Genomic DNA, 20,887 nt, shown 5'->3' on the forward strand with positions numbered 1-20,887 from the left:
AGCCCCTAGCTATACTTTCAAAGAAATGCTCTAAAAAAAGAGATGCTTCAAAAACTGACTTTAAATAATAAAAATAGCCTGGAATTTCTCCTCGACAAACTCTTATCCTTGCGCCGGATTGAGTATTTGACCCTAGATCGGGAACTGAAGATTAGAGAAACATCATTAAAAGTACAACAATTTGCAGATTTTCCCGGTGAGGTAGTACCGGGAAATGATGTGCGTGCTGGCTTTTTAGAACTAATAGGATTGGAAGAAATCCTTATAGAGATTATTAAGCAACCGCAGAAACATTTCGAGATCCAAGGAATTGCAAGAAATTTTAAAAACAGTTCTTATTTATATCTAGATTTATATATTTTTGGATATCAAGAAAAAGACAAGGATGAAAAATTAATTATCTTTTATGAAGATGTCACGGACAACATGACAGCAAAGCAAGCATTAGTTCAGGTTGCCCACGAAACAAGTCTTTTACTGAGCGCTTTGGCTACTGCCCACGATTATATAAATAAAATATTTAACTCCATAGCAGATGTGTTGTTAGTAACAACAGCAACAGGAAAAATTAAAATAGTTAATCAAGCTGCTCAACTATTATTTGGATATAGCGAAGTCGAATTAATCGGACAGCATATTACGCTGATTACTGCTGAGGAGAAATTGTTGCACCAAGCCAGCCAAGTTCTGTCTTCAGTTGACAACAATGCGGCAAATCAAGTAACAGTAGTTTGCAAAACTAAAACGAATTTAAAGCTCTCAGTGGCTTTTTCCTGCTCTATAAGTCAGACAGATATAAAAGGTCAAAGAGGAAGTGCTGACTTCACCCAATATTTTGTCTATATCGGTCGGGATATCACCGATCGCGAACGCATAAAAAAGCGGCAAGCAGCACATTATGCTGTCACTCAGATTTTATCAGAATCTACTTCTTTAGATGACGCAACTCCCAAAATTTTACAAGCTATCTGTGAAAACTTAGGATGGGATATCGGCGAGCTCTGGACTCCAGCAGATGGCAAAATCAGCAGTCAAGTGAGCGATCGCGCTCAAGTGGGTCACGAACTCATATTTTCCTGTCTCCGTCCACATTCTCCTCTGGATGCGACTCCGTGTTTGCAAAGGGTAGGAGTTTGGTGGCAGCGATCGCTTCCGGTTTCTAATTTCATGGAAAATTCCGAGGCAATTACCTTAGATCCAGGTAAGGGTTTGCCAGGAATAGTTTGGGTAAGCGGTTGCACCCAATGGATTACTGATGTTGTTAAAGATCCTAACTTCCTGCGCTCAGAATTCGCCGCTCAAGTGGGATTACGCTCAGCGTTTGCTTTCCCAATTCATACTAACGGCGAAGTGCTGGCAGTAATGACTTTCTTTACTGTAGAAGAACAACCGCCGGATCGAGAATTGCTGGAAATGATGACTGCTACTGGTTGCCAGTTAGGGCAGTTTTTTAAGCGCAAGCAAGCGGAAGAAGAACTGCGCGCGGCGGAAGCTTCTATTCGCATTTTATACGAACAGGAGAAACAGCAAAGCGAAGAGCTAAATCTTAAAAATTTCGCCCTAGAAAAAACAAAGCAAGAGTTAGAAGCTGCTAACCGAGAATTGCAGCGTATTGCCTCTATAGACGGCCTAACTCAACTAGCAAACCGCCGCTGTTTTGACGAAACATTAGAGCGGGAATGGAGGCGGATGGCGAGAGAAAGATCGCCGTTGTCTTTGATTTTGTGCGATATAGATTTTTTCAAGCTTTATAACGATAGCTACGGCCACCAAGGCGGAGATGAATGTTTAAAAGAAGTGGCTAAAATCTTTTATCAAAATGCACGGCGTGGTGGGGATTTAGCCGCTCGCTACGGAGGAGAAGAATTAGCTTTGATTTTGCCACTTACTGATGCTAAAGGAGCGTTGAAAGTAGCAGAGATAATTCGGAGCGATTTGCAAGCTAGAGCAATTCCCCACGCTGCATCTAACGTCAGTAAATATGTCACTCTCAGTATGGGAATAGCTACTGTTGTACCTACCCATGAATCATCTTTTGAGGCATTAATTACTGCGGCAGATAGAGCTCTGTACCGTGCTAAAGCAGGTGGGCGCGATCGCGTTGCGACTAGCTTTTAAATGTCTTCTTTCCTCAGACTTCCTCGTTTAATTTGCTCTCGTTCGATTGCTTCAAATAAAGCTTGAAAATTCCCTTCTCCAAAACCTTGAGCCTGGATTTGTTGACCCTTAACCCACGCTTTTCGGCGTTCAATTAACTCAAAAAATAAAGTCGGTTGCTCAAATATTGGCTGAGTAAAAATTTGCAGTAACATCGCTTCTGAAATGTTTTTCTGCCAATCTACTAAAACTTGACACACTTCTATTGCCTCCCATTCAGCACTAGAAAGATAGTTTTCCGACTGCCGCCGCAATTCGCTGTAATAGGTTGATGGAACTGGTAAAAAAGGTAAGCCACGCGATCGCAATTCAGTAACCACCTGTAAAATATTATTAGTTTGCAAAGCTATGTGCTGAATTCCAGCCCCCCGATTGGCATCCAAAAATTCTTGAATTTGGGAATTAGCTGATGCTGGTTCATTAATTGGTAATTGCACGCTACCACTAGAATGAATCATGACTCTGCTGCGTAAAGCTGACTTTTTAGTTTGAATTTCAAAGTTTTGCTGTGGCTGAAAACCTAAAGTATTTTGATACCACTTTACTGCTAGTTCTAAATCTCCAGTTTCAACGTTCAGCACTGCATGATCTATGCTGGTAAACAGTGCTTTACTATTGGTAATTGGTGATTGGTAATTGGTAATTGGTAATTGGCGATCGGTAATTGGTAATTGGTAATTGGTAATTGGTAATTGGCGATCGGTAATTGGCGATCGGTAATTAACCAAAGTTGTGAAAGGGAGCGCCTGGTCATTTGCAGACTCAGATTGCTCTAAGATAGTGAAAAGCTGACCGACTGTTAAAGGTGTTTTTTGCTCTATTAAAGTATGGGTTAAATCTCCCCAACCAGTAATTTTAGCAAACTTTAAATAGTCTTGTTTTTGCTGGATTGGTTGCAAAACTTTAGCGCCATGAGTAGTAGCTTGTGCCATGACAGATTCAAGATTACCAACTCGAAAAGCGATATCTACAACGCCGGGAGGATGCAGTTTCAGCCAAGTAGCGACAGGGCTAGCTGCTGTCAGAGGCGAAGATAAGATAAAACAGATACTACCGTTGCTGACAACTTCGGTAGAAGTGTTGTTATTAGCAGCACTTGCTATTGCTTGAAAACCTAGCTGGCTAACAAACAAATCGCGCAAGGTGGGTGCATCTTTAACGTAAAAGTGAATGCGATCGAACTCCATGAAGTTAAGTTAAATTTACTTGACTAATTGGGTGAATTTGTGCAACTATCTAAAGAGTGATTTTGGAAAATTACCATCATGGGCAATTTATTTAACAACCCGTTCCTCCGGGCAGCAGGGGTTGCAGCTATAGCTTACGGCATTTTTCAGTTACTAGCTAGAGCTTTATATGCTTTTGCCAGAATTGCTGAAAGTTTTTCCCGCTGGGTTAAGTGGTCTTTTTTGCCTTGGAGTGACGAGATAGCGATTGGTTTGGGGGTAGCTTTCTTGATTGTTGCTGCTGTGACGACGAGCCGCGATCGCTAAATTATCGGATCTAGCAACAAGATCGACTCTGCTGGCACTGCGGTTAGAAAAATAAGTGACTTTCCGGCTGAATATTAATCTCCATCGGCACTGCTTGCGGGTCAGCGGAAAGAGCAAATATAATTGCATTAGCAGCGGCTTGAGAAGTATAGAAACTACCTTTTAAATTCAAGTCAAGCATTGCATCTAAATCAGCGGGTTCTAACTTGTTCCATTGTTTGAGAATACCTGCACCTGCGACATTGACTAAGGCATCAATTTGACCGAAGCGACTAAGTGTTTTCTGCATTAATACCTCGACTTGTTGCGGATCGGTGATGTCACAAGGCACAGATAAAACCTCTGTCGGTAATTCGTTAGCTAGCGCGTCTAACCTACTGGTGTCTCTGGCGGCGATCGCTAAACTAGCGCCAGATTTTGCCAGCTTGTGCGCTACTGCTGAACCGATACCACCAGTCGCACCCACCACAACCACAACTTTTTCCTGCATATCGCTTTACATTTCTTTACGTCTTTTTCGATCGTATACCTAATGTAGGCGAAGTGAAAGTTTAAGGTTTGGCGATCGCTACCAGACTCTTCGCGCCTGATTCTGTCACCTTGAAAGCAGCACAAGACTTTAAAAAAGTTGTTAATTTGCTGCTGAAACCCAATTCTTTTACCAGAGAAGTAACAGACTTGCCATAAGCTTGATAAAAAGCTCCACCTAGTTCCCCAACTAATATTTTTTGTCCGTTAGCTTTACTTTCCATTAACTTAAGCAGTTCGAGCAGAATTTTCTCTAATTCTGCTTTGGAAGTAATATTTCCGTTGAGATTTGTATCGTTTACGTTTTGCTGTTTAGTCTGCGAAGATTCCGCGATCGCCACCAAACTCTTCGTACCTGAATCAGTCACATTAAAAGCACTGCAAGACTTTAAAAAAGTCGTTAATTTGGTGCTGAGACCCAATTCTTTTAGCTGAGAAGTAACAGACTTGCCGTAAACTTGGGAAAAAGATCCACCAAGCGTAGCAACTAATATTTTTTGTCCGTTAGCTTTGCTTTCGATTAACTTAAGCAGTTCGAGCAAAATTTTCTCTAATTCTGCTGGTGAATTAATACCAGCTTTTAAATCGCGATCCTTTGCATTTTTCTTTTCACTCTGTGGCGGTTTTGCCTTATTTACAACCGCAGTCTGCATCGGCACTATCTGAGGAATAACAGCTTCAATCTTCGCGCTGCCACCATTATTATTTTTAATACTATCACCCCGATCGTTTAAAATAATCTGACAACGAGATTGAACTAAACTAGAAATCGTATCTAAATCAGTCAAGCGCTTACTCAGAGAATATTGTTCTCCATCGATCCACTCTTGTAATTGACTCATTAACCCTTCAAAATCGGGAATTTCTGCACCAATAATTGGGGAATAGTGTTTACTTTCACCTGTAGCGTAGTTTTCGACAACCAGATTTTCATCTTTTCGCAGGACTCGATAAAGTGTCAGTCCTTGGCTTTGTAACTCATTGCACAAGTGCAGTAGCAAACTATCACCAGAACAGACAAATATCTCTTTAGCTGTCGGATAACGTAGAAAAATAGAAGCGCCAACAGAGATCATTTTGCCGTCAGCATTACTGGCACCACTAGGAACATGAACCAGTTGATATCCACGTTTATGTAGTTCATTATCCTGACTCCCAATAGCAGAATTTCTCCAGTTAGCAAAAGCAATTTTTATTCGTAGTGGATAGCTGCATAAACGTCCTAAAAATTGTTCCGCTTTCCCATCTAATTTTAGGTTTTCGGCATCAAGTAGCAAAATAGCTAAACCGGGATGCTCAGCAATTGAAGGCGTTGAGGCGATTGGTTGTTTTACAGACAATATCTGTGGTAATTCTGGGGAAATGCTAGTACCAAGCTGAATCTGGTTGCTAGGGGAAAATTGACCATTTTCTGGGGTTTTTTCAAAGGTCGCGATCGCAGATGATTCCAAGTCAGAAGTAGATGCGTAGGCCAAGCGGGCCGCAGACATCGCACTTCCCTCTACTACTGCACCGCTTGCAGCGCTAGCGGGTTCTAGAAATTGCTTCCCGCAGCTTTTGCACAGATAACGCTGCCTACCGTTATGACGACCATTTTTGCGGTATGAAGTAGAATCACACTTGGGGCATTTCATGGGAGCGATCGCGCAGTCATGTAAATAAAGTATATACCTATCTTGACTGTTTGGGGCAAAAAATTAGGATTTAACCAGTCCAACTTGCCAACCTTTGGCTGTCTTTTTTAGCTTCAGAGAAGAACAGGACTGCAAAAATTTAGGAAACTTGTTGCCCAGATTAAATTCTTTAATCATTTGAGTAATAGGTTTAGCATATTTTCGGTGAAACTCACTGCCGACATTGGAAACAAAGACATAATTAATAGTTGATGTCGCTGTTAAAGTTTCAACTATATTGACAATCGCTATCTCCAGCTCTTCAATAGAATTAATCTCATTTAAACTCTGAGGAATAACAATATCTTTCTTAACTGGCGAACTGTTAATAGATAATGGTTGAGCGATCTCATTGACATCGAATAAAGTTAGATAAGTTTGAGAACTATCTGAGGTTTTGTGAATAGCAAACTCGGTCGGATAATCTAGAAAAATATCCCTAACCTTAGTTCCTGGCAGATGAGTTGCTGCGACTTGACTGAGTGCTAAATTATAATTTTCTTGATACAAAGCGGAGATGCGAGAAAGCTTAACCCATTGATTTTCTGTGCGTTCTTGTTCAGCTTTAATTAACTCTTTTAACTGAGAGATAAATTCTTCTAGAGGTGGAATTTCCGGGGAACTGACCAGAGAATATTTCTGAGTTTTTCCAGTCTTGCTATTTAAAATTGTGATGTAGTCTCCCTGCTTGCGGACTTGATGAACAGTTAATCCGTGAGCTTGCAGCGTATTGCGGAGATGTGTTAGAGCCTGGTCGGAGGAACAGACTAAAATTTCTTTAGCAGTGGGATAGTGTACGAAAATAGAAGCTCCTACAGTAGCCATTTTCAAGTCAGCACTATCTTTTCCTGGGGGAACGTGAATTAATTGATAGCCGCGTTCGTGAAATTCTGCATCTTTCTTACCCATACTGCGCCAATTAGCAAAGGCAACTTTGATTTGGATAGGATAGATACAAATTCCCTCTAATAATTTTTCGGTTTCGATATCTATCTGTAAGTTTTCAGCATCTAATAGCAAGATGGCGATACCTGGAGAAGGCTGGGAACCGTTATTATTTGACGAATTCAGATTTAAAAAAGCTGAGTTATTTGATGGTAAAACTTGTGTTGTTGGAGAGACAAGCTGGTGAATTTCTAGAAATAATCGGTTGAATTGAGGAGAATTAACGAATTCCGGTGCTAATAAAATTTGCAGGTATTTTTTCGCGATCGCCAGTAGCGATCGCGCGTCAGCCGCCTGAGAGAACCCTGCTGTCAATTTTTCCTTCAAGGTAGATTGACTCTCGGCTCTATGCCAGAGAGTTTTCCTGTATTTTGCTGCTATCAATTCAGGATGCTGCTGCTGGATAGAAACGACAGTTTCGCAGATATGGCGGCTGATGGCGCTGATAATGACCGATTTTTGAGTCACTGGCAAGCTGGAGCTATCTTGCATGGCCCTCCACAAGCAAGGATGGTATTTCGATCCATCATAGACTGACGGAGGGACTAGGTACTGGGAGTGGGAGTAGGGGAAGATGGGGAAGATTTAGCTACCCTACCTCCCCTAGCTATCAAATTAATTTAACCTATTCATAATCTAATATTATCGGATTTTAACTATCAACAGGTATTCTTTAACTCGATCGGTTGTAAACAAATTTAAGGTTGTGGAGCGCATCTCATGGCAGCGATCGCAAAAAAAAATCAGCTTAAAGGCTTGACAGTAGCGGGTGCATTGGCATTGTTAGCTGCAACCGTCGGGTTCTCAGTACCGGCCATTCAAGCTCAAGGCCAAAGAACAATTAAAATAGATGGTTCCAGTACAGTCTATCCTGTTACCGAAGCAGTTGCCGAAGAATTCCAGAAAGCCAACAGGGGTGTGCAGGTAACGGTTGGTGTCTCAGGTACAGGCGGCGGCTTCAAAAAATTCTGTCGCGGCGAAACTGATATCTCCAACGCCTCCCGGCCGATTTTAAAAGCAGAGATGCAGGAATGCGCTAGCAAAGGCATTAAGTACATGGAATTGCCAGTTGCTTACGACGCTCTGACGGTAGTTATCAACCCCCAAAACACTTGGGTAAAAAGTCTGACAGTTGCCGAATTAAAGAAAATGTGGGAACCTGGAGCTCAGGGGAAAATCAACAATTGGAGCCAAATACGCTCAGGATTTCCTAATGCTCCTCTCAAACTTTTTGGCCCTGGTACTGCTTCTGGAACTTTCGACTATTTTACCGAAGCAATTGTCGGCAAATCTAAGTCTAGTCGCGGCGATTATACTGCCAGCGAAGATGATAATGTTTTAGTTCAGGGCGTTACTCGCGACAAAAACGCGATCGGCTACTTCGGTTTCGCTTATTACGAAGAGAACAAAGGCAAACTAAAAGCAGTGCCGATTAACAGCGGCAAAGGGGCGGTTTTGCCTTCTTATCAAGCAGTACAAAATGGTACTTATACTCCGCTTTCGCGCCCTCTATTTATCTATGTCAATGCTAAGTCAGCAGACAAACCAGAAGTCAAACAATTTATCGAGTTTTACCTAAAAAATGGCGCAAAACTGGCACGCGAGGTTAAGTATGTTGCCCTACCAGCAGTAGCTTACACAACTGCTATGGGTCATTTTAACAAGCGTCGTGTTGGCACTATCTTTGGGGGTGAAGAGGCTGTCGGCTTGACGATTGAAGAACTACTTAAGCGCGAAGTAAGATAGTAAATGGCTAATTGTTAGTGGTTAGTTGTTAGTGGTTGGTTGTTAGTTGCCATAATTAGGACTTACGGAGGTCGTCCCAGAAACCGGGTTTTTGATAAAATTTGTGGGTTCGGGCGAAGTATTTTCGTAAAAAAACCCGGTTTATGAGGTTGGGTGCGTAAGTCCAGAATAATTAACAACCAACAACTACTAATTGAAAGATAACTAATTTGCAATGACTGAAAAATCCTTAAAATTTTCCAAACAAACCGCCCTGTCCCTAAAAGCAACTAGGGATGTGCGAGAAGGTGCGATCGCTTTTCTATTATTCCTAGCAGCATTCTCCTCGGTAGCGACCACTGTTGCTATTTTAATTATCTTAGTTTCCGAGTCTGTAGGCTTTTTCCAAAAAGTTTCCTTGATAGAATTTCTCACTTCTAAAGAGTGGACACCATTGTTTTCTGAACCTCACTATGGGATTTTGCCCTTAGTTTCAGGGACTTTAGTAATTACAGGAGTGTCTATGGCTGTAGCGATACCATTAGGCACAATTATCGCTATTTATCTGAGTGAATTTGCATCAAATCGCTTGCGGGAAGTTATTAAGCCAGTCTTAGAATTATTGGCGGGAATTCCCACAGTAGTTTACGGATACTTTGCTTTTTTATTCGTCACACCGCTATTGCAGAAAGTCCTGCCAGACTTGCCTGGTTTTAATATGTTGAGCGCTGGATTGGTGGTAGGAGTAATGATTATTCCCTTCATCAGTTCCATCGGCGAAGACGCAATGCGTTCAGTCCCCCTGTATTTAAGAGAGGGTGCTTATGCAATGGGTGCAACACGGTTTTATACTGCAACTTCGGTAGTTTTTCCGGCTGCCTTTTCTGGAATTTCATCTGCTTATATTTTAGCTATTTCTCGTGCTATCGGCTTGACAATGGTACCCGCCATCGCCGCTGGTATGCAACCGAACTACACTTGGAATCCAATGGAACCGGGAGCGACAATAGCAGCTTACATTGTGCAAGTAAGTCTCGGTGATTTGCCACACGCCAGCATTGAATATCAAACCATTTTTGTAGCAGGACTAACTCTAGTGTTGATGACTTTAGTATTTAATATAGTCGGGCATTTCCTGAGCAAACGTTACCGCGAAATTTACTAACTGTTAACAATCAGCAATCAGCCATTAGCCATTAGCCATTAGCCATTAGCCATCAGCCATTAGCCATTAGCCAGACCTTTTATGTCAAGAGAAAATCTACAAGAAATTCGACAAATTATTAGCCGTGCTAAGCTATGGGACAGCATATTTGCTATAGTAGGTTTACTATCAATGTTAGTAGGAATCATTACCCTATTAGCCTTGACACTTGACTTAGCAATAGATGGTGTACCGCGTCTTTCCTGGCAATTCTTTACATCATTTCCCTCCCGCCGCGCTGGGGAAGCTGGCATTCTTTCCGCTTGGGTAGGATCGACTCTAGTAATGTTCGTAACTGGTTTAGCAGCAGTTCCCTTGGGTATAGCATCCGGTATTTATCTAGAAGAATATGCTCGCAAAAATTGGATCGCTGATTTAATCGAAATTAATGTTACTAACTTAGCTGGCGTTCCCTCAATTGTCTATGGACTTTTAGCTCTAGGTTTGTTTGTTTACAAATTAAATTTGGGGCAGAGTATTCTCACCGCAGGATTGACTTTAGCACTGCTAATTTTGCCAGTAGTAATTGTCACCACCCGCGAAGCTATCCGCGCAATTCCTAACAGTATCCGCGAAGCTGCCTATGCAGTTGGTGCTAGCAAGTGGCAAATGATTTGGAATCATATTTTGCCCTATTCTGCTGGTAGTATTATGACAGGAGTAATTGTGGGTTTATCCCGTGCAATTGGCGAAACCGCACCTTTAATTACAATTGGGGCTTTGACATTTATTGCCTTTTTACCCGATTCTCCATTTCAAGCAGAGTTTCCTTTCTTTTCCTTTAAATGGCTGATGTCTCCCTTTACAATCATGCCCATCCAGATGTTTAATTGGGTATCGCGCCCCCAAGCAGAATTTCAAATCAATGCTGCGGCGGCGGGGCTGGTTTTAATGGCTATGACACTGGCTATGAATGCCTTAGCAATTTATCTACGCTATCGTTTCCGTAAAAATATCAAATGGTAGAAAAAATCGAAACTGTACACTCTTTCTCAAGCAGCATACAGCCAAAAGCTGAAGTAAGAAACCTCAATTTTTACTACGGTTCATTACAGGCCCTTAAAAACATCAACCTAGTAGTTGCTGACAGACAGGTAACGGCGTTAATTGGCCCATCAGGCTGCGGCAAAACTACCCTCTTGCGGTGTTTTAATCGGATGCACGACCTCTACCCAGGGAATCGCTATGAAGGAGAAATTTTATTAGATTCAGATGAGATTAATATCCTTAGTCTGCGGGTAGATCCTATTGAAGTACGGATGCGGATAAGTATGGTATTTCAGAAGCCTAATCCTTTTCCTAAATCAATTTATGAAAATGTAGTTTATGGATTGCGGGTGCGGGGTCAAACGCAGCGTAGCTTAATGGATGAAAAGATGGAAAAAGCTCTACGAGAAGCTGCTTTATGGGATGAAGTCAAAGACAGATTAAATGATTTAGCGTTCAATCTTTCAGGGGGACAACAACAGCGTTTGTGTATTGCCCGCGCTTTGGCAACGGAGCCTGAAATAATTTTATTTGACGAGCCAACTTCTGCCTTAGACCCGATTGCTACTGCTAGTATTGAAGGGCTAATTAGCGAGTTGAAGGAAAAAGTAACTATTCTGATTGTGACTCACAATATGCAGCAAGCTGCACGGATTTCTGACTATACAGCTTTCATGTATTTGGGCGAAATCGTCGAGTTCGATCGCACTAAGACAATTTTTAATAGTGCTTCCAAGAAACAGACAAAAGAATATGTAGAGGGAAGATTTGGATAAGGTAACGCCCCCCTCTGGGCGGTGATTCAACCGTCCAGAGGGCGGCGCTACAAACAATTTTTGATTTTATTCAATTCATCAAACCATCAATCCGATTGTAAGTACCAACATATTCTAATGTTGTTTTATGTTGGGGATTAAGAAAGATTGATGGTGCTGAAGCATACTCGACAAGTTCGCCAATTCGATTTGTTTCTTGAATCTTGATGTTAAAAAAAGCAACTAAATCCGAGACTCTAGATGCTTGCTGTAAATTATGGGTGACGATGACAATTGTATATTGCTGTTTCAGTTTGTGGAGTAAATCTTCAATCCGCAAAGTAGAAATGGGATCTAGAGCTGAACATGGTTCATCCATAAGTAAAACTTCTGGTTGAAGTGCTAATGCTCTCGCGATACAGAGGCGCTGCTGTTGGCCACCTGATAAAGTTAGAGCATTTTTATTCAGGCGATCTTTTACTTCATCCCATAATGCTGCTTGGCGGAGAGAATTTTCTACAAGTTCATCAATATTTCCCTGATAACCGTTGATGCGAAGCCCCAAAGCAATATTTTCATAAATAGATTTGGGAAAAGGATTTGGTTTTTGGAAGACCATACCGATGCGGCGGCGAATTTCAACTGGATTGAAATCTTTTATATCTTGTTCGTAAAAGCTTATTTTTCCAGTTACTTTTGCGCCTTTCACTAGCTCGTTGATGCGATTAAAACACCGGAGCAATGTGCTTTTTCCGCATCCAGAAGGCCCAATAAATCCAGTAATTTGATTTTTATAAATGTCAATGTTTATCCCTTGTAAAGCTAACGATCCATTGTAGGATACGGAGAGTGCTTCGGCTCGGAGAATAACTTCCTGGGTTGTGGGCGATTCAAAATCTGGTTGCATATATAGTTAGGGACTAGGGGCTAGGGACTAGGGACTAGGGAAAGAGGAAGAGAGGGGGAGCAGGGGAGCAGGGGAGATGGGTAATTAGCTATTAGCCATTAGCCATTAGCCATTAGCTATTAGCTATTACCAATTACCAATTACCTCATTTTTCGCGATTATTTTCACGTAAAATTATAGCAGCAAAATTCATTAAAAATAGTATTCCTATTAGCACAATAATTGCTGCTGCCGCATTTTCTTGAAAATCAGCTTGAGGCCGAGAAACCCAGTTGAAAATTTGAACAGGAAGTGAAGTAAAAGGACTTCGCAGCCCTTCTAAAGATAAAGGGGGAGTAAAAGTAATAAAAGCTGATGCTCCTATAGCAAGAAGCGGTGCTGTTTCGCCAATTGCACCGGAAAGAGATAATAAGGTTCCTGTTAAAATACCTGGTAGGGAAGATGGTAAAACTATATAGAATAATACTTGCCATCGCGTCATTCCTGTAGCGTAGCCAGCCTCACGCAAGCTGTAAGGAACTGTACGCAGTGCTGAGCGAGTGGCAATAATTAATAGAGGCAAAATAATCACGGATAAAGTTAGGGAAGCAGACAATATGCTAGACTCGCCTGTGAAAAATCCCAAGGCATGAACGAATACTCCTAAACCTAATAGGCCATAAATTATAGATGGCATTGCAGCTAAGTTAGCAATGTTAATTTCCAGAAATTGACTAAAGATATTGTCGGGTATATATTCCTCTAAATAAATTGCTGCTCCTACTCCAATTGGAGTAGCAAAAATGGCGGTTAATCCTAGTAGCCAAAAGGTTCCAATCAACGCTGCATAAATACCAGAATCTTCGGGTTTTCTAGAGGAAAATGTAGTAATAAATTCCCAGTCAAGGCGGAAAAAACCATCTATACCTATATCAAAAAATAATAAAAATAGTACGAGGATACCGACCAGTGTAGCTGCGATTGTTATAGTTTTGAAAATCTGGTCTAATAAGTTGCGCTGATAAAAATATGGGAGGAAAGTTTCAGGTTTAATACATTTTTTTTGGCTATCAAACCCAGTTGTGTTTGAGCTACTATTAATAACGATCTGAACTTCAGCTATTTCACTGGGAACTACAACTTCCGAGAGTTGATTTCTGTAGTTGCGAACTAGCCAATAACTGAGAATGTTGAGGGTTAAAGTTAGCAAAAATATTACCATACCTACGGTAAAAATGATATGAAATTCTAAGGAATTAAAAGGTACATCACCCAAACTAAGCTGGATAATAAATGCCGTCATTGTTGATACTGGCTCTAAAGGATTGAGAGTAAATTGTGGGGTTTGTCCTGCTGCAATGGAGGCGATGAGAGTTTCTCCTAAAGAGCGAGATGCTGCTAAGGTAAAGGAGGCGATGATTCCGGGAAATGCTATTGGCAAAACTATTTTTGTGATTACTTCTCGTTTGGTAAGACCTAAAGCATAGGCTCCTTCGCGAAATTTGTTTGGTACGCTATTAATTGCATCTTCACTGAGAGAAGATATTATGGGTACAATCATCACACCTGTGACTAAACCTGCGCTTAATGGACTAAAGCCGGCGAGGTTGGGAATGATTTTTTGCAGGAGAGGGGTAACAAATAGCAGAGCAAAATAGCCGTAAACTACGGTGGGTATTCCTGCTAGAGTTTCTAAACTAGGTTTGAGAATATAGCGGACTGTTTGGGGAGCATATTCACTGAGGTAAATGGCGGCTAGTAAGCCTATGGGCATGGCAAAAGTCATTGCGATCGCAGTGGTGAGAAGAGTGCCACTCGCAAGTACCATAATACCGAAAGTTTTGTTAGGAAATAGAGGAGTCCACTCGGTATCTGTCAAGAATCTAGTTAGGGGTACTTGATGAAAGAAAATTGCTGTTTCATAAATTAAGATCGCAATAATAGCAGTAGTAATGAAGAAGGGAATGCAGGCAAGTATTCCCAAAATTGTTTGTAAAAAATACTCTCCCCAAGTAACTGAGGTTAGATTTCGTTGCCAAAGGCTAGGCTTAAGTTTTTGAAGAGACGATTTAGCGGTTTTCATTTAAACCTTGCCTTTGTACCGTAGGGTCAAGGCTATACTTAATTATTTTACGATTGATGGGTAATTTATTTTTGTTAAAACCAGGTTTATTTTTGCTAATTTATCATAAAAATAAGCTAAGTTTGGTTAAATATTGGTAAGCACATAGATAATTTATGGTTAAATTTAGCTAGCTAGCGGTCAGGTTTGAGATCGGGTAAAGTCGCGATGCCTTCGGCGCGGCGTTTCGCGATCGCACTCCCACTCATACCCATCCACTCCCATAATAGTAAGAAGCACTTTACATTTCTTAAACTATTATGGCAAGAGACTTACGGGGATTCCTAAAAATCTTGGAAGAAAGAGGGCAATTGCGGCGGATTCAGGCTTTGGTTGACCCCGATTTGGAGATCGCAGAGATTTCTAACCGGATGCTGCAACAGGGCGGCCCTGGGTTGCTGTTTGAGAATGTCAAAGGATCGGCTTTTCCGGTGGCGATTAACCTGTTGGGGACAGAGGAACGGGTTTGCTGGGCAATGAATATGTCAAAGCCTGCGGAATTGGAGGAATTGGGCAAAAAATTGGGGATGCTGCAACAGCCTAAGCCCCCTAAGAAAATTTCCCAAGCAATAGAGTTTGGGAAGATACTTTTTGACGTGATCAAAGCTAAACCGGGGCGCGATTTTTTCCCAGCTTGTCAACAGGTTATAATTGAGGGTAATGGGCTGGATTTGAATAAAATTCCGATGATTCGCCCTTATTCAGGCGATGCTGGGAAAATTATCACCCTGGGTTTAGTAATTACGAAGGATTGCGAGACGGGTACGCCGAATGTGGGGGTGTATCGGTTGCAGTTGCAGTCGCCTAATACGATGACAGTTCATTGGCTATCTGTACGCGGTGGGGCGCGACATTTGCGGAAGGCGGCGCAGGCTGGGAAAAAGTTAGAAATTGCGATCGCGCTTGGTGTCGATCCCCTGATTATTATGGCCGCTGCTACACCGATCCCGGTTGATTTATCGGAATGGTTATTTGCCGGACTTTATGGTGGTTCTGGGGTGCAGTTGGCAAAGTGTAAAACGCTGGATTTAGAAGTACCTGCTGACTCGGAATTTGTGTTAGAAGGAACGATTACACCAGGGGAAGTTTTACCCGATGGCCCCTTTGGGGATCACATGGGATATTACGGCGGGGTGGAGGATTCGCCACTGATTCGGTTCCACTGCATGACTCATAGGAAAGATCCTATTTATTTGACTACTTTTAGCGGTCGGCCGCCGAAGGAAGAGGCGATGATGGCGATCGCGCTTAATCGGATTTATACTCCAATTTTACGGCAGCAAGTGTCAGAAATTGTAGACTTTTTCTTGCCAATGGAAGCGCTGAGTTATAAAGCGGCGATTATTTCCATTGATAAAGCTTATCCAGGTCAAGCGCGGCGTGCAGCCTTGGCTTTTTGGAGTGCTTTACCGCAGTTTACTTACACTAAGTTTGTGATTGTGGTAGATAAAAGTATCAACATTCGCGATCCGCGTCAAGTAGTCTGGGCAATTAGTTCTAAAGTTGACCCTTCACGCGATGTTTTTATTCTACCCAATACGCCCTTTGACACTTTGGATTTTGCCAGTGAAAAGATTGGTTTAGGAGGAAGAATGGGGATTGATGCCACTACTAAGATGCCGCCAGAAACTGACCATGAATGGGGGGAAGCTCTGGAGTCGGATGCTGATGTGGCGGCTATGGTTGAGCGTCGCTGGGCTGAGTATGGTTTGGCTGATTTGAATTTGGGAGAAGTCGATCCGAATTTGTTTGGATATGAAATGAAGTAAAAATGAACAGGCAAAGGGGCCGAGGAAGAGGGAAGAATAAAAATTTCTTCCCTTTTTTTTGATAATTTGATAAACTCATCATTGAATATGTGATACGTAAGTCCTATATATGTCAGGAGCTTGGTCGTGTATTCTAAAAGTATACTTCCGAATGAAACCATTTTAGTAGTCGATGATAACTCTGAAAATATTGAATTGTTAGCTGATTTGCTGAGTGGCGTTGGTTATCAGGTGGCGATCGCAAAAAGTGGTAAAGCTGCACTAGAATGCTTAGAATTCTTACAGCCAGATATTATTCTGCTTGATGTGATGATGCCGGAAATTGATGGTTTTGAAACTTGCCGACAGATCAAATCAAACCTCGCCAACCGCGATATTCCTATCATTTTTATGACAGCTCTTTCTGACTCTGTAAACAAGGTTAAAGGACTCAGTATGGGAGCGGTAGATTACATTACCAAACCCATAGAGTACGAAGAGACACTGGTACGTATACGGATACAGTTGCAGGTGCGTGACTCCCAGAAGCAACTCGAAAAACAGACCCTAGAACTCTCTGAAGCTTTGGAGCAACTGAAAAAAGCCCAGGTACAGATGGTACAGAATGAAAAGATGTCTTCCCTTGGTCAATTAGTGGCGGGGATAGCGCACGAAATTAATAATCCTGTGAATTTTATTCACGCTAATCTGATCCCTGCGGAAGAATACATGAGGACTCTAATAAACTTTGTCGAATTATATCAAGAATGCTATCCTCAGCCTCACCCAAAAATCCAAGAATGGATAGAAAAGGTAGAGATGAGTTATTTGCAAGAGGATTTTCCCAAGTTGATTAATTCTCTTAAGCAAGGAAGCGAACGCATTCGCCAGATCATTCTGTCGCTGCGTAATTTCTCGCGTCTCGACGAAGCGGAACTCAAGTTTGTTAACATACAAGATGGTATTGATAATACGCTGATGCTCCTACAGCATCGCCTCAGAGCTCATTCCCATCGTCCCAGTATTCAGGTAATTAAGGAATACGGAGAGTTACCTGTGGTGGAATGCTATCCTAGTGAGTTAAATCAGGTGTTTATGAACATTCTTAGTAATGCCATTGATGTTTTGGAAGAACGCGCTCGACAGCTTAGTGTTGCTGAAATAAATGCGAATCCCAGTAGGATTACAATTCGCACTCAACTATTATCTGATCGAGCAGTTGCTATCTATATTATTGATAATGGTTTAGGGATTGACCAAAATTTAGGTTCCAAACTTTTTGAACCATTTTTTACTACTAAACCCATCGGCAAAGGCAGCGGACTCGGACTCTCAATCAGTTATCAAATTATTACTAAAAAGCATGGTGGTAAGATATCCTACAACAGTGAACCGGGACAGGGAACGGAGTTTGCGATCGAAATTCCCATCAAGGTTTTTTAAGTAATTAGTAATGTTCAATATAAACCTACATCCTAATTGTAGACATTGCGGCCAATTCTCGCTCCGGTTCCATCCCAATAGTCGGTGGCGTATAACGATTTGCCACCTGACTAATTAATTCCAAGTGTTGGGGCAACACCTTCGCCAAATTATACTTTTCTAAAGCAGTTTGACGCGCTTTTACTCGCAATTCAGCCATGCGAGTAGGATGATCCAAAACCTCACTAATCCGATCCGCAATATGCTTAGGTGAGAAGAAATCTACTAACAAACCATTTTCCCCATCCCGGATAACTTCTCTAACAGGTGAAGTATCCGAACCAATTACTAAACATCCCGTTGACATAGACTCAATCATCGACCAAGATAATACAAAAGGTCTAGTTAAATAAACGTGAGCATCCGAGGCTTGAATTACTCTCAAATATAAACCATAAGGAAGAGTACCCACAAAGTGAACTCGCGATAAATCCAGCGGCACTTTATTGAGCATATAATCTTTGTAATTCTCACCATTAGGTAAAGATTTGCCGTAGCAAACTCTTTCTGATGCGACAACTACAACATGGCAATTCGGACGGCGTTCTTGTAAATAGGCAATGGATTCAATAAATTCGGGAAAACCTCGATAAGGTTCCATTCCTCGCGATACATAAGTGACGATTTCATCCACTCCCGATAAATCCAAATTCGGCAAAACAAGTTTGGCTCCAGGATTGGGTTTAAAATACTCAGTATCCACTCCATCATGGAGTACAGAAAGCTTGCGCTGAAATTCAGGAGGAAATTGCGATCGCTGCCAATAAGTAGGGGATAGCCCCCAATCACAGGAGTATAAATCTATTAAAATTGGCGCATTTTTTACCCTAATTCGGGCCATGTCATCAACTGTTAAAGGTTCAGCGGGATCGAAATCTGCGTCGGAACCTATAGAGTGATAAAACCACTCAAAATAACACAAAAGCGGAGTATTAGGAAAAGCTTCTTTAACAAATAGTGTTGGCCCCCATCCAGAATGACCGCAAATCACATCAGGAACAAAACCTTCTGCCTTTAATTGTTCCGCCATTCTAAACACAGCTTGCCCGTAAATCACCCCACTTTCTAAAGGGCGGACATAGTGGTGAGTCTGGGGATGGGGTTCGCGACTAGGCGTAAATACTGCTTTACGAACGCCTGGAATATTCCATTCTTGACGTTCATTTTTAGTTCCGAAAACAATCTGATTTTTAGGATCGGCACCTAAAGCGGTGATGATGTGGCGGTATTGCGCGGGAAAGTTGGGGTGAAGAAATAATGCTCGCATTGTTGAAGGAAGAAGGAAAAAGGAAAAGGGTAGAAAGGTGATAATTGTAGTGAGTTATTAATAGCTTGGGGCTTGACAAACCCAGACGCAATCTCGCGGGACGGAGGAAGCATCTTTTAAAAGGATTTTGTAGTTCAAATGTGTGAGAAATTTTTCCATAATCGTATCAGTCATAATTGAGAAAGCAGTTCCATCTCGGTGCCCCATTAAGTTTAGAGGCCAGTCACTCAAGAATTTTTCCCAGCCTAATTCAGTGAAAATATTACTGTGGTGAAATACACAGAGGGCATCTCCCCGCAAAACTTTAGGAATCTGAGTCAGGTAGTTAAAAATATCTCTCGGTTCTATATGCACCATTGTATCGTAGCAAAAGCACACATCTGCGGAGTTAGGATTAATGCCTCCCAATGTTAAACCGTCGAGTTTAACATAACTTACTCGTTCGTCACCTAAGCGCGATCGCGCAGCTTGTAACATTTCACTGGAAATATCGGCACAGATCGCGCGATCGCAATATTTTAGCAACATTGCCCCCGTCCGTCCACCGCCGATCCCAATTTCTAAAACTGTATGCTCTTTTTTAATATAAGGTGCAATAAATCGCTCTTCTATCAGCGTTTCATACTCTGCCAATGAATTCGCAGCCCCGGCTGCTTTGCCAATCCATTCATCCCCAATATGACCCAATTCGGGGTTATTTTTTTGCCATTGCTGGGCGTAACTGTCCCAGGCTCCCTCATAATCAATTTTCATGTTTTTAACTTGCCGATGTCAATGATGTTGATGTTTAAGTTGGTAATAAGTTCCCGTATTTTCTAATGTAACGTCGCCCTCTGGGCGGTTAGGATACTGCCCAGAGGGCGGCGTTACAAAAATGTTGCTTAATTGCTAATTATGTTAATCATATATCTTTGGGGCGCAAAATGCTCAAACAAAAATCAGTTTGTAGTCCTCCCGGTAACTCCATTAAAATATTTTCAAATTCTAGAAGTAGCCTAATAATTGCTTCCCCTTTTGCATCTCCCGGTAAAAATTGACTGTGATCTAATAACGGGTACATTGGGTGTAATATTGCTCCTCCAAGGGGGTTAAAAACTTCCATCTCAAAGTATTCGGCAAGTAGGGGAAGTATCAGTTTTGAGCGCACTGCCTCAGAAGGATCGGCTTCAAATACCTGCTTAAGTGTTGGGTTAATAAATGTTTCCATTTTGCCCGATTTAAGTTCATCGGGAAAGCAATTATATAACCGATTGATCAAATCTACTTGATGCTGACTGTAGATATTATAGCAGTCTCCTACATATTCATTGACAATTAAGTAGCCCTCTGGTTTTAAAGATTGATGAACAATTGACATAAATCGTTCGATTTCTTTCACATGATGCAGGGAACCAGAACAAAATACAACGTCATATTTAAGGTCTTCAGCGATCTGAAAATTATTGAAATCATCTTGATAAAAGTTAATACTAACTCCTGCCAAATCTGCATTTTTTCTGGCAATTTCTAAAGAAGCATCCGAGAAGTCGAAGGCATCAATATGTTTAGCTAAACCTAATTTAGCTATAATTACCTCATGATTACCAATACCGCATCCAATTGATAATAATCTATCAAATTTTTGGCAGGCAAAAAAATCTTCAATTAACCAAGCTAGCCAATATTTTTGCGTCTCTCCCCCAGACATCCGCTTGTTAATAGACTCTTCAATAATAGGATTCGATACCCATTGGCTAGCCACCCCAGCCCTAGGAGTTGTTTCCCAGTAATTTCTCGCTTGAGATAAACCATATTTTTGCAGCCAATCGAATATGGTTAAATCTTTCTTGTCTGGTATCAATAAAAGTCGTTTGAGAATCTTTTTAATTAACCGTTTTATTGACTTAACCATAGAATTTTTAGCTGTGTTTATTTA

17 protein-coding genes are annotated in these 20,887 nt (G+C 41.5%); 8 read left to right on the forward strand and 9 right to left on the reverse strand.

Going from position 1 to position 20,887, the window contains the following annotated elements; genetic code table 11:
- Window positions 1-42 precede the first annotated feature (42 nt).
- Entirely contained in the window at window positions 43-2,118 is a 2,076-nt protein-coding gene (locus OSCIL6407_RS0125225; RefSeq protein WP_007357487.1) for a diguanylate cyclase domain-containing protein, read from the forward strand.
- Here OSCIL6407_RS0125225 and OSCIL6407_RS38620 read toward each other — a convergent pair.
- Window positions 2,115-3,344, reverse strand: a complete 1,230-nt coding sequence (locus OSCIL6407_RS38620) for a 4-hydroxyphenylpyruvate dioxygenase family protein (RefSeq protein WP_007357488.1) — start codon at window positions 3,342-3,344, stop codon at window positions 2,115-2,117. The two genes, OSCIL6407_RS0125225 and OSCIL6407_RS38620, sit on opposite strands and share 4 nt — an antisense overlap.
- Before the next feature lie 78 nt (window positions 3,345-3,422).
- Here OSCIL6407_RS38620 and OSCIL6407_RS0125235 point away from each other — a divergent pair, with 78 nt between their 5' ends.
- Complete coding sequence (locus OSCIL6407_RS0125235) at window positions 3,423-3,650, forward strand: hypothetical protein (RefSeq protein WP_007357489.1); 228 nt, start codon at window positions 3,423-3,425, stop codon at window positions 3,648-3,650.
- 43 nt (window positions 3,651-3,693) lie between these two features.
- Here the strand turns inward: OSCIL6407_RS0125235 and OSCIL6407_RS0125240 are convergent, their stop codons facing one another.
- The 3 genes from OSCIL6407_RS0125240 to OSCIL6407_RS0125250 all read right to left on the reverse strand — a co-directional run bounded on the left by OSCIL6407_RS0125240 (window position 3,694) and on the right by OSCIL6407_RS0125250 (window position 7,288).
- A complete protein-coding gene (locus tag OSCIL6407_RS0125240; protein ID WP_007357490.1) occupies window positions 3,694-4,140 on the reverse strand; it encodes an SDR family oxidoreductase in 447 nt (148 codons plus the stop codon).
- A 61-nt stretch (window positions 4,141-4,201) separates the two neighbouring features.
- On the reverse strand, window positions 4,202-5,812 hold the full coding sequence (locus OSCIL6407_RS0125245; RefSeq protein WP_007357491.1) for an IS1/IS1595 family N-terminal zinc-binding domain-containing protein: 1,611 nt from the start codon (window positions 5,810-5,812) through the stop codon (window positions 4,202-4,204).
- A 63-nt stretch (window positions 5,813-5,875) separates the two neighbouring features.
- A complete protein-coding gene (locus OSCIL6407_RS0125250; RefSeq protein ID WP_007357492.1) occupies window positions 5,876-7,288 on the reverse strand; it encodes a PIN domain-containing protein in 1,413 nt (470 codons plus the stop codon).
- Window positions 7,289-7,516: 228 nt separating this feature from the next.
- Between OSCIL6407_RS0125250 and OSCIL6407_RS0125255 the strand changes: the two genes are divergently transcribed.
- The 4 genes from OSCIL6407_RS0125255 to pstB (OSCIL6407_RS0125270) all read left to right on the forward strand — a co-directional run bounded on the left by OSCIL6407_RS0125255 (window position 7,517) and on the right by pstB (OSCIL6407_RS0125270) (window position 11,488).
- Window positions 7,517-8,542, forward strand: coding sequence for a PstS family phosphate ABC transporter substrate-binding protein (locus tag OSCIL6407_RS0125255; RefSeq protein ID WP_007357493.1), 1,026 nt, complete (start codon window positions 7,517-7,519; stop codon window positions 8,540-8,542).
- Window positions 8,543-8,756: 214 nt separating this feature from the next.
- Window positions 8,757-9,686: a phosphate ABC transporter permease subunit PstC gene (pstC, locus tag OSCIL6407_RS0125260; protein WP_007357494.1), complete on the forward strand. Its 930-nt coding sequence runs from the start codon at window positions 8,757-8,759 to the stop codon at window positions 9,684-9,686.
- An 81-nt stretch (window positions 9,687-9,767) separates the two neighbouring features.
- Entirely contained in the window at window positions 9,768-10,691 is a 924-nt protein-coding gene (gene pstA / locus OSCIL6407_RS0125265; protein ID WP_007357495.1) for a phosphate ABC transporter permease PstA, read from the forward strand.
- Window positions 10,685-11,488, forward strand: a complete 804-nt coding sequence (gene pstB / locus OSCIL6407_RS0125270) for a phosphate ABC transporter ATP-binding protein PstB (protein WP_007357496.1) — start codon at window positions 10,685-10,687, stop codon at window positions 11,486-11,488. The genes pstA (OSCIL6407_RS0125265) and pstB (OSCIL6407_RS0125270) overlap by 7 nt, the downstream gene beginning before the upstream one ends.
- A 70-nt stretch (window positions 11,489-11,558) precedes the next feature.
- Here pstB (OSCIL6407_RS0125270) and pstB (OSCIL6407_RS0125275) read toward each other — a convergent pair whose 3' ends face one another.
- Together pstB (OSCIL6407_RS0125275) and pstA (OSCIL6407_RS0125280) are read right to left on the reverse strand one after the other, a co-directional pair.
- Complete coding sequence (gene pstB, locus OSCIL6407_RS0125275; protein ID WP_007357497.1) at window positions 11,559-12,374, reverse strand: phosphate ABC transporter ATP-binding protein PstB; 816 nt, start codon at window positions 12,372-12,374, stop codon at window positions 11,559-11,561.
- A 145-nt stretch (window positions 12,375-12,519) separates the two neighbouring features.
- Window positions 12,520-14,436: a phosphate ABC transporter permease PstA gene (gene pstA / locus OSCIL6407_RS0125280; protein ID WP_007357498.1), complete on the reverse strand. Its 1,917-nt coding sequence runs from the start codon at window positions 14,434-14,436 to the stop codon at window positions 12,520-12,522.
- Window positions 14,437-14,735: 299 nt separating this feature from the next.
- On the opposite strand from pstA (OSCIL6407_RS0125280), the gene OSCIL6407_RS0125285 reads away from it, so the two are divergent.
- Together OSCIL6407_RS0125285 and OSCIL6407_RS0125290 are read left to right on the forward strand one after the other, a co-directional pair.
- The gene (locus tag OSCIL6407_RS0125285; protein WP_007357500.1) at window positions 14,736-16,244 is read left to right on the forward strand and encodes a UbiD family decarboxylase; all 1,509 of its coding nucleotides are present in this window, start codon (window positions 14,736-14,738) and stop codon (window positions 16,242-16,244) included.
- A 126-nt stretch (window positions 16,245-16,370) separates the two neighbouring features.
- Window positions 16,371-17,666, forward strand: a complete 1,296-nt coding sequence (locus tag OSCIL6407_RS0125290; protein WP_007357501.1) for a sensor histidine kinase — start codon at window positions 16,371-16,373, stop codon at window positions 17,664-17,666.
- 25 nt (window positions 17,667-17,691) lie between these two features.
- On the opposite strand, the gene OSCIL6407_RS0125295 is transcribed toward OSCIL6407_RS0125290, so the two are convergent.
- The 3 genes from OSCIL6407_RS0125295 to OSCIL6407_RS0125305 form a co-directional block, all read right to left on the reverse strand.
- A complete protein-coding gene (locus OSCIL6407_RS0125295) occupies window positions 17,692-18,972 on the reverse strand; it encodes a glycosyltransferase family 4 protein (RefSeq protein ID WP_007357502.1) in 1,281 nt (426 codons plus the stop codon).
- Between the two features lie 57 nt (window positions 18,973-19,029).
- The gene (locus OSCIL6407_RS0125300; protein ID WP_007357503.1) at window positions 19,030-19,725 is read right to left on the reverse strand and encodes a class I SAM-dependent methyltransferase; all 696 of its coding nucleotides are present in this window, start codon (window positions 19,723-19,725) and stop codon (window positions 19,030-19,032) included.
- 148 nt (window positions 19,726-19,873) lie between these two features.
- A complete protein-coding gene (locus OSCIL6407_RS0125305; protein ID WP_007357504.1) occupies window positions 19,874-20,863 on the reverse strand; it encodes a class I SAM-dependent methyltransferase in 990 nt (329 codons plus the stop codon).
- Window positions 20,864-20,887: the final 24 nt, after the last annotated feature.

Origin of the sequence: Kamptonema formosum PCC 6407 (genome assembly GCF_000332155.1) — a bacterium.
GTDB classification, from domain to species: domain Bacteria; phylum Cyanobacteriota; class Cyanobacteriia; order Cyanobacteriales; family Microcoleaceae; genus Kamptonema; species Kamptonema formosum.

What these genes read in the sequence shown, in the direction of transcription:
- OSCIL6407_RS0125225 (WP_007357487.1), top strand. Translation starts at nt 43, where the DNA reads ATGCTTCAAAAACTGACTTTAAATAATAAAAATAGCCTGGAATTTCTC.
- OSCIL6407_RS38620 (WP_007357488.1), bottom strand. Translation starts at nt 3,344, where the DNA reads ATGGAGTTCGATCGCATTCACTTTTACGTTAAAGATGCACCCACCTTG.
- OSCIL6407_RS0125235 (WP_007357489.1), top strand. Translation starts at nt 3,423, where the DNA reads ATGGGCAATTTATTTAACAACCCGTTCCTCCGGGCAGCAGGGGTTGCA.
- OSCIL6407_RS0125240 (WP_007357490.1), bottom strand. Translation starts at nt 4,140, where the DNA reads ATGCAGGAAAAAGTTGTGGTTGTGGTGGGTGCGACTGGTGGTATCGGT.
- OSCIL6407_RS0125245 (WP_007357491.1), bottom strand. Translation starts at nt 5,812, where the DNA reads ATGAAATGCCCCAAGTGTGATTCTACTTCATACCGCAAAAATGGTCGT.
- OSCIL6407_RS0125250 (WP_007357492.1), bottom strand. Translation starts at nt 7,288, where the DNA reads ATGCAAGATAGCTCCAGCTTGCCAGTGACTCAAAAATCGGTCATTATC.
- OSCIL6407_RS0125255 (WP_007357493.1), top strand. Translation starts at nt 7,517, where the DNA reads ATGGCAGCGATCGCAAAAAAAAATCAGCTTAAAGGCTTGACAGTAGCG.
- pstC (WP_007357494.1), top strand. Translation starts at nt 8,757, where the DNA reads ATGACTGAAAAATCCTTAAAATTTTCCAAACAAACCGCCCTGTCCCTA.
- pstA (WP_007357495.1), top strand. Translation starts at nt 9,768, where the DNA reads ATGTCAAGAGAAAATCTACAAGAAATTCGACAAATTATTAGCCGTGCT.
- pstB (WP_007357496.1), top strand. Translation starts at nt 10,685, where the DNA reads ATGGTAGAAAAAATCGAAACTGTACACTCTTTCTCAAGCAGCATACAG.
- pstB (WP_007357497.1), bottom strand. Translation starts at nt 12,374, where the DNA reads ATGCAACCAGATTTTGAATCGCCCACAACCCAGGAAGTTATTCTCCGA.
- pstA (WP_007357498.1), bottom strand. Translation starts at nt 14,436, where the DNA reads ATGAAAACCGCTAAATCGTCTCTTCAAAAACTTAAGCCTAGCCTTTGG.
- OSCIL6407_RS0125285 (WP_007357500.1), top strand. Translation starts at nt 14,736, where the DNA reads ATGGCAAGAGACTTACGGGGATTCCTAAAAATCTTGGAAGAAAGAGGG.
- OSCIL6407_RS0125295 (WP_007357502.1), bottom strand. Translation starts at nt 18,972, where the DNA reads ATGCGAGCATTATTTCTTCACCCCAACTTTCCCGCGCAATACCGCCAC.
- OSCIL6407_RS0125300 (WP_007357503.1), bottom strand. Translation starts at nt 19,725, where the DNA reads ATGAAAATTGATTATGAGGGAGCCTGGGACAGTTACGCCCAGCAATGG.
- OSCIL6407_RS0125305 (WP_007357504.1), bottom strand. Translation starts at nt 20,863, where the DNA reads ATGGTTAAGTCAATAAAACGGTTAATTAAAAAGATTCTCAAACGACTT.